This is a genomic window from Sulfuricurvum sp., assembly GCF_028710345.1.
GTDB lineage: Bacteria > Campylobacterota > Campylobacteria > Campylobacterales > Sulfurimonadaceae > Sulfuricurvum.
In genome coordinates, this window is sequence record NZ_JAQTUH010000007.1 from 42255 (window position 1) to 55276 (window position 13022).

Genomic DNA, 13022 nt, shown 5'->3' on the forward strand with positions numbered 1-13022 from the left:
TTTTTGTTTAAATTTATTGAGTGAATTTGATCCCCATGTTATAAGTGGAAAACGGGATAGCACGATTTGGTTCAATCATAAAGTTACATTCCCGTTTAATATTAGTCGAATCAAAATTATAGATGTCTGAAAACTCCATGATAACAATACGATAAACATTTTCATATCCCATATCTGAGGGTGCTAAAAATGACGGCCAACAACAAAAAAGTTTTTGTTTGATTTTGTCTTTGAGAATCCCTTCTCCCATCGCCGTATCGAGGCTAACCGTCTCGATGATCGTTTTGACAAAAGCGCGATCTTGCTCAAATGCCACTGTTCCTGTATGCGATGTCACGATCTCTTTAGGAATTTTTCCCGTGACGGGAAAGAGATCGGCATATCCGTCCTTCATCTGTTTTGCTGCATATCCAACCCCTATTTTATGGGGATCACACGGTAAAGGGATCATGTCTTCACTGCTAAATGGATTGCGTGGGTCGTCGATAATACGGGAGCGTATCTCAGAGAGGGTGAGGCGAAAATCATCCGCCGCTTCGATCCGTCCCGCCTCTTGAACGGGTTGAAATACGACACCCCGCACACAGCGATAACGGCGTGAAAAGTCGACAATATCAGGGATTTCATGATCATTTACCCCTTTTTTGATAACACAAACCAATGTTGTCGAGATACTGTATTTTTCTAACAGTTCCAATGCTTTGAGTCGAATAGAACGCATATCTCTGGCACGAATGTCACGTAGGGCTTTCTCATCCATCGAATCAAACTGTAAATAGACTTCAAACCCACCCCCAAGGGATTTGAGTTCTTTAACAAACGATTCTTCTTCAGAGAGTCGTATTCCGTTTGTATTGAGCATCAAATGACGGACGGGGGATTTTTTAAGATACCGTAATATTTCCATAATCTCTGGATGGGTGGTCGGCTCTCCTCCTGTCACTTGGATCAGATCGGGCTGGCTTTCTACCTTGAGGAGTGTGGAAAGCATCTGCTCGATTTGTTCCATGCTTCGATGATTCCCTGCCCCCGGATAGGAGGAGAAATAACAGATATTGCACTTCATATTGCACTCATCGGTGATGTTAAAGAGGGCAAGGCAGGGATGATTTTGGTGTTGAGGACACACACCGCAGTCAAACGGGCAACCGCGTAATACTTGAGTATTGGACGATTCGGGGAGATCGGGTGCTTTGAGGTAACTATCACACGTTTTAAAATACTCATAATCACTCGAAATCTTCACCATCGATTCACCGCATTTAGGACAAAATTTGCGTAAAAATACTTCGTTATCTTTGGTGACGATATGAGTATCAACGAGTTTGGTAAGGTTTCCGCAAGTATGGCAGAAACTTTGTGTTGAATTTAGATACAAATCATAGGTTTGGGAATAGTGTGCCATAGTTTAGTGAATACTTTCAGCAATAGCAAGAGGGATTAAAATCGTCATTCCAGCAACAAACATTACACCATCAGCTGCAACCGCCAAAGGTGTTGCCAGTATCTTGATGACAACTGAGCGATTTTCTTTTTTGACATCATTTATTTGTATCTCTATTGATTTTGAGAATTTTTGAGCGTGTTGGTTTACTTTTGGATCAGCAAGGTAACGTTTACCTTTTAGATTGATAGTTATCATAGAGAGCGATGTATTGGAATTTACAGAAATATGGTTGATTTTTAGCCATTCTAAGAGTTCTTGATTGATATTCTTTGTGTCAATTGAGACACTAAAATGTGCAGTAGCATTATCTTCATTCGTTTGATAAAATGCACCATTTTTAAGATTAAATGTCAAAGAAATATCTTCTCGATGTTTAAGTAAAAAGTCCAATTGAGCATTAGCATCAAAAATATAGTGGTATTTCTCTCCCAAAAATACTGTTTGACCATTTTGTGGATTGAGTAAAAACGCATCGATTTTTTCTGAATAGGGCTTATGTGTGATAGGATCTTGCCATAACCGAGTAGTCATGCACCCCATAGACATAAAGCTAACCAACGCAATGACGAATACTGCCAAAAATATTTTTTTCATACTTAATCCTTAATATTATACATTTCAGAATAATGTGACATTTTAATGATATGTTCCATATCTTCCATATCTTTCAGCTTCAACTCGTACAACTATAACAGCGGCTCCAAAAACAATTAATACACCATCAGCTGCCACTGTGATAGGTGTCACAGCGATTTTACCTAACGTACTTGCTATTTTTTCACCCGATGAACGAGGATGAAATTCTGTAAAAGTAAATTCAATTGGTTGCTGTAAAGATGTCATTAAGGCATTAATTTTCGGATCACTTTGATATCGATTTCCACTCAAATGAAAATCTATGTCAACTTGATTAGTTTTTGTATTGGTACGTCCATAACGGTGATCATTGAAATCTTGAAGAAGTGATGGTGCTATATCATTACTATTGAATGATGCACTAAATACGGCTTGTATTTGATTATTCGTGAAAACAGAATAACTATCTTTAGAAAATTGATAGTGAACGGGTATTTCACTTTTATGCGAAAGTAAAAATACCAATGCCGCATCACTTTTCATAATATAGTGATATTGAGAGCTAGCAAAAATAATATTTTTTCCATCCTCAGTCATCATAAACGCCGTAATTGTGTCCTGATACTTTGATGATGTTATTCCTTTGTCATCTTGCCATAGCTTCGTGGTCATACATCCCGTCAACATAAAACTCATCACCGCACTGGATAAAACTGCCCAAAATATTTTTTTCATAATTTCCCTTTTTTATGTTGAAGATAGATAAATGCATAAACCATAAGAATCAGACAAAGTATTTGAAACAGTGTAAGCCCAAAAATGAGAGTTTCATACGGCTTTAAAAATTCCCAAACAAAACGTTGTAGAGAATAATACCCAATGAATTGATAAAAAATAGTGTGTTCAAATGTTTTTTTGTTGTTTTTGTAAACCCAAACAGTGTAAAGAAAAAATAGCCCCATCGATACACTCTCGTAGAGCTGTACGGGATGACGCATTATTCCATCCCCAAAATCATGGGCGAAAATAGTTGTTGTCTCGATACCATAGGTATAATCCTGAATCCCTGAGAGGTAACACCCAATCCGACCTATTGCAATACCGATAGAGAGGGAGGGGACAAAATATGCCCCCGTAGAACCACGGATATGGGCAAATTTTTTAAAGAGTTCTGCTGATACTACACCGCCGAATATCGCACCTAATACCGATTTTCCGATAATGATTTGATGCAATGAATAGTAGGTATTGAGTGTACCAAATCCAAAAGCACCGATAAAAAAACCGATGATCAATGCCGTGTAATAGCCGTAGCGGAGTGTTTCATCCGCAATGGCAGGGGTGGCGGGACGTATCCATTTCCATGAGATCAAAAAAGCAACACTGTACGAGAGTAAATCGAAAATGAAATGGATACTCATAGGCTATTACGAAGTAATCCTTCTAATTCATGAACATCAGAAGTATTGGCAAAACAACTATTCTCGCCACAAATCAAATACTCCTCAACGCTCTCATCACTTTTGAGCAGTATGAAAGGATAGTTAAACCCTTCGCACTCGCTTAGAAGTGCTTTTGACGCTTTGATAATCCGATCACCTTTGAGATAGCGGATGCACTGTTCGGTGAGTTTGGGATAGTAAATCGGGGTTTTCATCAGTTTCAGAGAGACATATTCGAGACTTTTAAAGGCAAAATGGCGATATTTACCATCCACTAAACTCCCAAGACTGAGGAGGGAATCAATCATAAATGCCATAGCACTGGGGTATGAGCCATCATCCATCTCGGCAATCGTCGGGAAATCTCCACGGCTGAAATACCATGCCCCCTCTTGGTAAAAAAGCTCTAATGCTTTGTTGGCTAGTTGTTGTGCTCGAATGAGGTATATCTCATCGAACGTACACTCATACGCTTCGATTAGTGTGTTACTAAGATAGGCATAATCTTCTAAAAAAGCACCGATTTTAGGACTTTTATGGATGAGTGTAGTGTGATAGAGGGTATTATCAATCATCATCGTTTCCAGTAATGCATTGAGTGAATCCAGTGCGTGTTGATGATAAAGTGGGTTGGATTTGCCTAAAATAAAGAGCGATTTAATCATCATCGCATTCCATGCCGTATTGATTTTACGGTCGATGAAGGGGTACACTCTAGTTTGACGCATTTTTTGACACTGTGTGACAAAATCAGCAAACCATATCGGACGTTCTAAGCTCGGTAGGGTAATAATACTATACCCCTCGAAATTCCCCTCGTGCGTCACTCCCAACACGCTCAAAGCCTCTGTAATATCTTCTACGTGGGCTAAAGTGAGAGCTTGGAGTATCTCATTATAGGTGTATATAAAATATTTCCCCTCATGACCCTCGGTATCGGCATCACTCGCACTGTAAAAGAGATTGTTTTCCATCATGAAATTTATCATAAAATCGGCAATCTCTTGGGCACATTGAGCAAAGAGGGGTTCATTGTAGGCTAATGAGGCACGGGCATAAATCTCACACAGTAGGGCATTATCGTAACTCATCTTCTCGAAATGGGGAACGAGCCAAGACTCGTCGGTACTGTAACGGCAAAATCCCCCATCGATGAGGTCATACATCCCCCCGCGACCCATCGAATTTAGTGTATGGGTAACGATTGTGTGATACAGTGGATTAGTCTCTAATGCTTCCAGTGTCAACAAAGTTTTAAGGGTAGAGGCGTGGGGAAATTTGGGTGATTTTGAAAATCCGCCATTGACGCTATCAAAGTTGTGCTCAGCTTGTTTACTAAATTGGAGAATGATTTTTTCGTTCAGTTGGGTGGCTTGGGTTGGGGCATTGTTCGGTTTCATAAAGCTCATGATTTCATTGGCATTTTGAAACAGTTTTTCATCGTTTTGGGCTACTTTTTCGGCGATAATGGCGGTGAGTTCACTAAATCCCATCATCTGATTTTGATTATAGGGCGGTATATAGGTGGCGGCATAAAAGGGTTTATTTTGCGGGGTAGCGAAAATAGAGAGTGGCCAGCCCCCAGAGCGTCGGTTGAGGAGGTTGTGGAGTTCTTGAAAATGTTTGTCGATGTCGGGACGCTCTTCTCGGTCTACTTTGATACAAACGAAGTGTTGATTGACAAATTCGGCAATCTTAGTATTTTCAAACACCTCATGCTCCATCACATGACACCAATGGCAACTGCTGTAACCGATACTTATAAATATAGATTTATGTTCAGACAAAGCTTTTTCAAACGCTTCATCACCCCATGGATACCAATCGATGGGATTATCACGGTGTTGTTGCAGATAGGGTGAATCCTCAAAGGCGAGACGGTTGGACATAAAAAACTCCAAAATTTATGAATCGCATAGTGTAGCATTTGAGGCTATAGGGAAACTGAAAAATATTAACAATGTTTCTAAAAAAGAAAAGTTATCTTTTAATACGGTAAAATAAGTGATTATTATCAGTTCAAAGGTTTAGAATGCGTTTTTTATTTTTGCTTATTTTTTCGTTATCACTCTATGGATTTGGATTTTTACAGCCTGAAGAGGCGTTTAAACCCAAAATTTCAGTGGTTGATGATGATACCGTTTCGATTAAGATTGAGTTAGGGGATAAAATCTATCTCTATAAAGATAAACTCAAAATCGAAGATGCCGATCCAAAAGATGGTATTGAGTTTACAAAAGTTTCCAATACGACGAAAACCGTCGATCATGAGGGTGAAAGTGTCTACGAAGAATCTCCGCTCATTAGAATCGATTTAGGGAAAAAAGGGGAGGTAAGCGGAGAAAAAAAACTTCGAGTTAAACTCTCGTTTCAAGGGTGCTCGCTTGCAGGGTTGTGTTACGAACCACAGCAAATTGTTTTGGAAATACCCATTAATGCCGATAAATTAACACCAGTGACCAACATTAATGCTCCTGCTCTTTCTCAAGAGGTAAAAAAAGAGGTTCAAGCACCTAAGGCTGAATCTGAAACCGATAAAATCGCTGATGTTATCAAGGGGGGGAGTCTTTGGGTAATTATTGTGAGCTTTTTCGGGTTTGGTATTCTCCTTTCACTCACTCCGTGTGTATTCCCGATGATACCGATTATCTCTTCGGTTATTCTAGCCCAAGGCAAAGGAATGGGGGCAAAAAAAGCATTTTTGCTCTCACTCGTCTATGTGTTGTCGATGGCGGTTGCCTATACTATCGCAGGGGTGTTGGCGGGGCTTTTCGGAGCAAATCTTCAAGTTGCGTTTCAAACACCGTGGATTATTACCGCATTTGCTCTCATTTTTGTACTACTATCATTATCAATGTTTGATGTGTATGAACTCCAAATTCCCAACTTCATCCAATCACGTATCTCTAAGCTTAGTGGTCAACGCAGTGGTGTCATCGGAATTGCGATTATGGGCTTTTTGTCGGCATTAATCGTAGGTCCGTGTGTGGCAGCTCCTTTGGCGGGTGCATTAATCTATATCGGTCAAACGGGTGATGCATTGCTCGGAGGAATTGCACTCTTTTCACTCTCTATCGGTATGGGTGTTCCATTATTGGTAGTTGGGACGACATCGGGTAAATTTATGCCGAAACCGGGGATGTGGATGGATGTCATCAAAGCGGTGTTTGGTGTCATGTTGCTGGGGATTGCTATTTGGATGATGGGTCGCGTGTTGGATGAAAATACGACGTTATTGTTATGGGGTGGATTAGCGGTTTTTGTGGCGGTCAATATGAACGCACTCGAACCGTTAGGTATCCATCCATCATGGAGTTCACGTGCCAATGTAAAAGCTTTGGGTATTATGATTTTGTTATATGGTTTTGCTCTATTAGTAGGGGGAATGGCAGGAGCAAAAGAACTTTTGCACCCTTTGGATCCGTTTGTAACACAAGTACAAGCATCCACGATTGTTCCGAGTCAACATAAAAAATTTGAGAAAATCACCTCAATAGAAGAACTGGATGCCATTGTGAGTAAGAACAAAGGTACAAAAATCTTAGTTGATTTTTCTGCCGCTTGGTGCACTGCTTGTAAAGAGTACGAAGAGAAAACATTCAGCGTCGAAGCGGTAAAAACAGCTATGGATAAGTATGTTTTAGTCCAAGTCGATGTAACGGCTAACGATGAAGTGTCCAAAGCGATTAGTGAAAAATACGGCATTTTCGGACCTCCTGCTATTTTGTTTTTTGATGATAAAGGGGTGCAAAATAAAGAAGCAACCATTATTGGATTTAAAGAAGCGAGTGAATTTTTAAAACACATCGAGGGGATCAAATGAGAAAAATAGTTTTAGGATTAGCACTATTAGTTTCGTGTGCATTTGCAGAGATACAATGGGCATCATCGTATGATTCTGCATTGGCTCAAGCGAAAAAAGAGCATAAAAATGTGATGGTGATGCTCTCACGTGAGAATTGTCCTGCTTGTGAATATATGGATGGTGTTGTCTTTGAAGAGAAAGTAGTAGCCGATGCTATCGTTAAATCGTATATTCCCGTCCATATCGATATCCATAAAGATTTTCTTCCAGATGGCCTTGGATATATCGGAACCCCGACGTTTCATTTCCTTGACGCTAACGGCAAAAAAATCGGTCGTTATGACGGTGCGGCGAATATCCCGAATTTTATGGGAATATTGGGTAAATATAAAAAATAAATTCTCCTCTTTTGCTATAATATCCTCACTTTAACAGTGAGGAAAAATCTATTACACTTCTAATAATACACTTAATTTCGAAAAACACCTCTTTATAAACCATATTTAAAATATAAATGATTTTATTTAGAATTTACAATATTATTAGTGATATAGTGTTTTAATATATTGCAATATATAAAAACACTAAGGATCTAAAATGAAAAAAGTTATTCTTACTACTGTTCTATGTTCACTTGTAACACTCTATGCAGCAGATGCTGTTAAACCCACTCCTACAGAAGGCCCTGGTAAAAAAACACAAGTTGAAAAAAATGTGGTAAAAGTTGAAAAAGTAGAGAAAAAGTCAGAAAAACAAGTAAAAAAAGAGGCTCATCGAGCTGCTGATAAACTTTAATTTGGTAGTAGAACGGTAATTGAATACAGAGTTAAAAAAAGGCTCTCTATGTCACAGTTACCGGATGCTCTAAAAGTGGGTGTGGACTCTATCGATCAGCGACACGAAGAGTTTTATACCCTCTATGAAACCCTCAAAAATACTCCTGATAGTGAGTTTCTAGTAGCTTTTGATGCCGTTATTCTCCACACACAAAACCATTTTGCCGAAGAAGAGGCAGATATGGAACTCATCGTTTATCCCAACAAAGCAGAACATAAACAAGAACACCAAAAAGCATTGGATGAGATGAACTATTTCAGAGAGAAAGCTTCAAGCGGTAAACTGATATTTGCCAAAGGGTATGTTAAAGAGCGTTTGGGAGATTGGTTGCGTAACCATTTGCTCAATATGGATAGCGATTTGGCTCGTGTGATTACCCAAAACCTCTAAATATTGCAAATAGTAAGAGTATTTACTATACTTTTGGTACATTTCGACATGCAATTGATTGATAGGTGTTTAGAAATGCGTTGGTGTAGTTTTTTAGTAATGGTATCGGCTACTGCATTGATGGGAGGGGATTATGTACCCTGCGATAAATCTTATCCTGCATGGGCTTATAATCAGAGCAAATGCGATAATAAAACACTCAACTACACACATGATGCAGGTTTACCGGAATTGTTCGGCGGTGAGGCGAGTATGAGCTACGGTTTAAAAAAAAATGAGACTACTGAAACACTTTCCATGGGTGCACAATACTCATTAGAAGAGTTTTCTGCAAAGTTGCAAGGCTCTTACATAAAAAATAGATTCGATAACACTCCCCCTATCGGAAATACAAAATTATCGCTACTCTATCGGAAAAAACTGGGGGATTCATTAGCCCTCAATGCCATGGAAAACATTACGATTCCCGTTAAAACAACCAGTGCTCAGAGTGATCCTACGCAATATACAAGTATCCTCAAAGCTCTCTATCCAATGAATACTTTTTACAATGTTTTTGCGGAGGGGAGTTATTCATTATTGGATAGCCCCTCAACTGATAATAGTATTTACCGTAATCCTTATAGCTATACTACAGGGATAAACTATACTAATGGGGGTGACACTGCGATCAATGCATCGTACATTTTAATGCGAGATAGCGATCCAACGGTAGGTGAAAATAAAAAAATCAAATTGGTACATAAACATAAAATCAATAAAGCAGTCAAAACGTCTGTGAGTATTACGAAAAGTTTGGAAGCTGAAAATCAGGACAATAAGGCATATTTCGATGTGAACTATGCCTTTTAAAGTTGAAAATTACTTTTTTTCCACCAATTTTTCTAAAATATACAACTGCATCTCTTTGTGCGGTATCTCTTTATCCAAAGCTTCTGCATAAATCTTGGCTACCTCTTTAGCATGTAAATCGTAATCAAAATGGGGAAAATGGTTTTCCCATCCCCGTTGCAAGATTTTATGGGCAACGGCATCGATGAGGTACTCTTTAAAAATTGCATACATTGCAAAAAACATCCCTGTAAATAACACTGCCATAATGATTAAAAGGTGACAATCGATTTTGGTTAACGGATGGTGAAAGATAGCCGCCGGAGGGAGCATGATTAGATGCCAAATGATGATAAAGACAACATAGCTTCTTCCGACGCTAAAACGAAATCCCGGAATATTGCCTTCGAGTTTTAATCCGTCTTGGTACATTTTATTGGTTTTGAGCAGATCACGAAAAAGCATCGGATCATCCGACAACGTAAAAACGTATGGGATGATTTTGTCGTTGGTATAGCGTTTAATAGTGGTTTTTGACCAAGTAAAAAGTCTAATCATGTGTTTCCTTGAGTAAGTGAGCGACCCGTTGTGCACTTCCTGATTTTAGAAGCGTATGCAACAGTGCCGAATCGTTAAAAAATTGTTCTCTATCCATTTGAATATAGCAATTATACAGATTTTCTGCCGTTACTGCATCTTGAATAAATTCAGGGTGGAGAGGACGGTGGTATTCGTGCATAAAAAGGAGATTTCCCAAGCCAGCGTATTCGAGTTTAATTAGTGCTCGTCCGATCATGTAATCGAGTTTTTTAGCGATGTAGACGAGGGCGAAGGGGGTACGGATGAGTGATGCTTCGAGAGTTGCCGTTCCGCTACAGATAAAGGCAAAATCAGATTGCGAGAGGGTGGCGTGGGCATCGTGCGTGATGGTAAATGCACTGATGTCTCCATAGAGCTCTTCGATTTTTTCTTCACTAAAATGGGGAGGGATGACAAGCATCGCGGTACATTCAATTTTCTCCCGCACCTCTCTAAAAATTCCCATCAGTTTTCGTATCTCTCCCGGACGGCTTCCGGGCATAAAGGTGATGATTCCACTTGGTGCGAGAGATGTTTTGTGTACCGTTATCTCATCGAGTAATGGATGTCCGACGTATTCAATAGGAGCAGTAGGAGAATAGTAGCTTGGTTCAAACGGGAGGATAGAGCAGAGCCGAGTGATTGTTTTTTCGAGTACAGGAATCCGTTTTTTCTTCCATGCCCATGCTTGGGGGAGGATGTAATAGATGATTTCTTTGTCAGGATAACGTTTACGGATGGCTTTGGCCAAGGGGAGATTAAATCCTGAAGAATCAATCAACAACACTTTGTCTGCATCTTCTGCTAACTCCACCATCTGATCTTTGAGTCTGAAGAAAAAGGGGAGTTTGGTAAGTGCATCGACAAACCCCATAATAGCGGTTGAACGCAAATCGATGATACTTTCCCCTAAAGAGGCATCAAAAATACCGTTGAGTTGAACATCATCTCCTAACTCTTTGAGAAGATAGCGTAAATGGACATTGGCGGAGTGTTCGAGTGCGGAGATTAAGAGTTTCATGAACTGCCATCTCCGGTATTAGAATCATCGGGAGCATATTTCTTTTTGCTTTGCTCATGAAACTCACTTAAAAAGGTGGTGAGTTGATCGATTTGTGTATCGTTTAATGCCATAGCAAAAGGGATCATCATTTGAGCCAATTGGGTATCTCCTTGTTTCGAACGGAGTCGTTTTAGTTTGTACTCTAAGAAAGCTTTGCGGCGATAGGCGAGGGGAGGGTAGAGATTTGTCCCACCGGCATTAATACCGTGGCATCCGTTACACCCTTTGGAAAAATAGAGTTTTTTTCCCATCTCATACGGTGAGGGTACAGCAAATAACCAAAGTGTATAACTAAAAACGAGAATAAAAAAACGCACAAGTTCCCTTTTTAAACCTTCATAGATTACAATGGCGTTATTATAACTGACCTTACACGCTTTTACAAAAAAGGGTGTATAGATACCTCTAATATTCTCAAAACAACGTTTTGAAGCTTTAGGGGATTGCAAAGGACTTTAGTCCTTGCCACTAAAACGGATGCATTCGTTTTAGTGCTAATACTAATATAACAACACAGGAGTAACCATGGTTATTACGAATGCACTCATTTGTGATGCACATTCAGAGATTAAAAGTGATGTTCGAATTGAGAATGGGGTGATTGTTGAAATAGGGCAATCGCTTCATGATGATGTAATGATTGATGGTTCGGGGTGTTATCTTCTTCCGGGGCTTGTTGATACCGATGTCAGACTTAAAGATTCACAACTTAGCCGTACTAACCTCGAAAAACTTTCACGCCGCGCTCTCAGTGGCGGGGTAAGTACGGTTGTACTCGCCAGTGATACAACACCGCGTATTGATAATGTAATTACATTAGAATTCGTTCAACAACACCGCAACCTTAAAAACGGAGCTTTGATTGAATCCACAGTGAGTGCTTTGAATGAATCGGGTACGTTAAGTAATATTGCGATTATGCTCACAAAAGGGTGTGTTGCTGTCCATACATCGACAATAGCCGATTATAACCTGATTACTCGGATTGCCCAGTATGTGAAAATGGCGAATAAATCGCTTTTTTATAAAGCTGAGGAAAAAAGTTTTGTAGAGAGCGGTGTGATGGCGGATGGCTCTGTCGCAACCAAACTGGGATTACCGGGGATATCTCCCCTCTCCGAGATTGTCCACGTCGCTTCCATGATTGAGATAGCGCGTCATTTCGGGATTAAAATTGTCTTTAAAAGTATTACCGAGCCTCGTTCCGTTGAGCTGATTAGCGAAGCGCGTAAATTTGGTATCGATGTAATGTGTGAAGTCTCTATCCACCATCTGTTTAAAAATGATACGGCGTGCATAGGATTCGATACCGATGCCAAAATCAATCCTCCGCTCGTCAATGAAGCCAAACGGTTAGAACTGGTCGATGCACTACGCCGAGGGGATATTCACTCACTCACATCATTGCATCAACCAAACTCCGATATTTATAAAGATATCACCTTTTACGATGCCCATGTGGGGACAACATCGATTGCAGAGTATTTACCATTACTCTATACCTATCTTATAGAAACAGATATCATCAATATGTCAAAATTAGTAGAGGTAGCATCACGTACTCCATCAGAACAGATTGGGGCAGATAAAGGGATAATCGCAGTAGGAAATAGTGCTGATTTAATCCTTTTTGATCCACGTAATACTACCCGAGTAGAGCATCACCACTCATTGTATAAAAATGAAACGTTGAAAGGGAAAGTTGTGATGGCGATTTGCCGAGGGGAAGTGACGAAGTTTTAAAGTGACTTCGCATTCCTAAATTCTGCTATCTCTGCTTCCACCATCTCATCAATCATAATTTTATAAAGTTTTGTTAATAAATTTGGGGATACTCCAAATTCCATGGCACGATTACGGACACGATCCATCACCGCTTCCATCCGCTCATCTCCTTTGATCTCGTCGATAGATTGTTTAAACTTTGCCGCTTGTTTAACATAAGCATTTCGTGTAGCAATAAGCTCAACAATTTGGTCATCTAATTGGTCAATATATCTACGGAGTTCTTCTAAACTTTGACAATCTTCAGTTTTCATGTGAGTAATATCC

The 13022-nt window shown here is 39.7% G+C and carries 15 protein-coding genes; 6 read left to right on the top strand and 9 right to left on the bottom strand.

Annotation, left to right across the window (positions count from 1 at the left end):
* Positions 1-13: 13 nt before the first annotated feature.
* The 5 genes from PHC76_RS10050 to PHC76_RS10070 are packed head-to-tail and all read right to left on the bottom strand — an operon-like array spanning position 14 to position 5354.
* Positions 14-1405 carry a radical SAM protein gene (locus PHC76_RS10050; protein WP_300210022.1) on the bottom strand — a complete coding sequence of 464 codons (1392 nt, stop codon included), beginning with the start codon at positions 1403-1405 and terminating at the stop codon, positions 14-16.
* A gap of 3 nt (positions 1406-1408) precedes the next feature.
* Positions 1409-2041, bottom strand: coding sequence for a hypothetical protein (locus tag PHC76_RS10055; protein WP_300210024.1), 633 nt, complete (start codon positions 2039-2041; stop codon positions 1409-1411).
* 42 nt (positions 2042-2083) lie between these two features.
* Positions 2084-2758: a hypothetical protein gene (locus PHC76_RS10060; protein WP_300210026.1), complete on the bottom strand. Its 675-nt coding sequence runs from the start codon at positions 2756-2758 to the stop codon at positions 2084-2086.
* The gene (locus PHC76_RS10065) at positions 2755-3444 is read right to left on the bottom strand and encodes a prolipoprotein diacylglyceryl transferase family protein (RefSeq protein WP_300210029.1); all 690 of its coding nucleotides are present in this window, start codon (positions 3442-3444) and stop codon (positions 2755-2757) included. The genes PHC76_RS10060 and PHC76_RS10065 overlap by 4 nt, the downstream gene beginning before the upstream one ends.
* Positions 3441-5354: a thioredoxin domain-containing protein gene (locus tag PHC76_RS10070; RefSeq protein ID WP_299972272.1), complete on the bottom strand. Its 1914-nt coding sequence runs from the start codon at positions 5352-5354 to the stop codon at positions 3441-3443. Before PHC76_RS10070 ends, PHC76_RS10065 begins: the two co-directional genes overlap by 4 nt.
* Before the next feature lie 143 nt (positions 5355-5497).
* On the opposite strand from PHC76_RS10070, the gene dsbD reads away from it, so the two are divergent.
* The 5 genes from dsbD to PHC76_RS10095 all read left to right on the top strand — a co-directional run bounded on the left by dsbD (position 5498) and on the right by PHC76_RS10095 (position 9349).
* Positions 5498-7288 (top strand): protein-disulfide reductase DsbD, encoded by a 1791-nt coding sequence (gene dsbD / locus PHC76_RS10075; protein WP_299972270.1) that lies wholly within the window; start codon positions 5498-5500, stop codon positions 7286-7288.
* Positions 7285-7668 carry a thioredoxin family protein gene (locus PHC76_RS10080; RefSeq protein WP_299972268.1) on the top strand — a complete coding sequence of 128 codons (384 nt, stop codon included), beginning with the start codon at positions 7285-7287 and terminating at the stop codon, positions 7666-7668. The genes dsbD and PHC76_RS10080 overlap by 4 nt, the downstream gene beginning before the upstream one ends.
* A 199-nt stretch (positions 7669-7867) precedes the next feature.
* Positions 7868-8065, top strand: coding sequence for a hypothetical protein (locus PHC76_RS10085; protein ID WP_299972265.1), 198 nt, complete (start codon positions 7868-7870; stop codon positions 8063-8065).
* A gap of 48 nt (positions 8066-8113) precedes the next feature.
* The gene (locus PHC76_RS10090; RefSeq protein ID WP_299972264.1) at positions 8114-8497 is read left to right on the top strand and encodes a hemerythrin family protein; all 384 of its coding nucleotides are present in this window, start codon (positions 8114-8116) and stop codon (positions 8495-8497) included.
* A 75-nt stretch (positions 8498-8572) separates the two neighbouring features.
* Complete coding sequence (locus tag PHC76_RS10095; RefSeq protein WP_299972262.1) at positions 8573-9349, top strand: hypothetical protein; 777 nt, start codon at positions 8573-8575, stop codon at positions 9347-9349.
* A gap of 9 nt (positions 9350-9358) precedes the next feature.
* Here the strand turns inward: PHC76_RS10095 and PHC76_RS10100 are convergent, their stop codons facing one another.
* The 3 genes from PHC76_RS10100 to PHC76_RS10110 are packed head-to-tail and all read right to left on the bottom strand — an operon-like array spanning position 9359 to position 11287.
* Entirely contained in the window at positions 9359-9886 is a 528-nt protein-coding gene (locus tag PHC76_RS10100; RefSeq protein ID WP_299972261.1) for a hypothetical protein, read from the bottom strand.
* Positions 9879-10928: a lipid-A-disaccharide synthase gene (gene lpxB, locus PHC76_RS10105; protein WP_299972260.1), complete on the bottom strand. Its 1050-nt coding sequence runs from the start codon at positions 10926-10928 to the stop codon at positions 9879-9881. Before lpxB ends, PHC76_RS10100 begins: the two co-directional genes overlap by 8 nt.
* Entirely contained in the window at positions 10925-11287 is a 363-nt protein-coding gene (locus tag PHC76_RS10110; protein WP_299972258.1) for a cytochrome c, read from the bottom strand. Before PHC76_RS10110 ends, lpxB begins: the two co-directional genes overlap by 4 nt.
* A 208-nt stretch (positions 11288-11495) precedes the next feature.
* Between PHC76_RS10110 and PHC76_RS10115 the strand changes: the two genes are divergently transcribed.
* Positions 11496-12713 carry an amidohydrolase family protein gene (locus tag PHC76_RS10115; RefSeq protein ID WP_300210031.1) on the top strand — a complete coding sequence of 406 codons (1218 nt, stop codon included), beginning with the start codon at positions 11496-11498 and terminating at the stop codon, positions 12711-12713.
* Here the strand turns inward: PHC76_RS10115 and PHC76_RS10120 are convergent.
* Positions 12710-13009, bottom strand: coding sequence for a chorismate mutase (locus tag PHC76_RS10120; protein ID WP_299972254.1), 300 nt, complete (start codon positions 13007-13009; stop codon positions 12710-12712). The two genes, PHC76_RS10115 and PHC76_RS10120, sit on opposite strands and share 4 nt — an antisense overlap.
* Between the last annotated feature and the right edge of the window lie 13 nt (positions 13010-13022).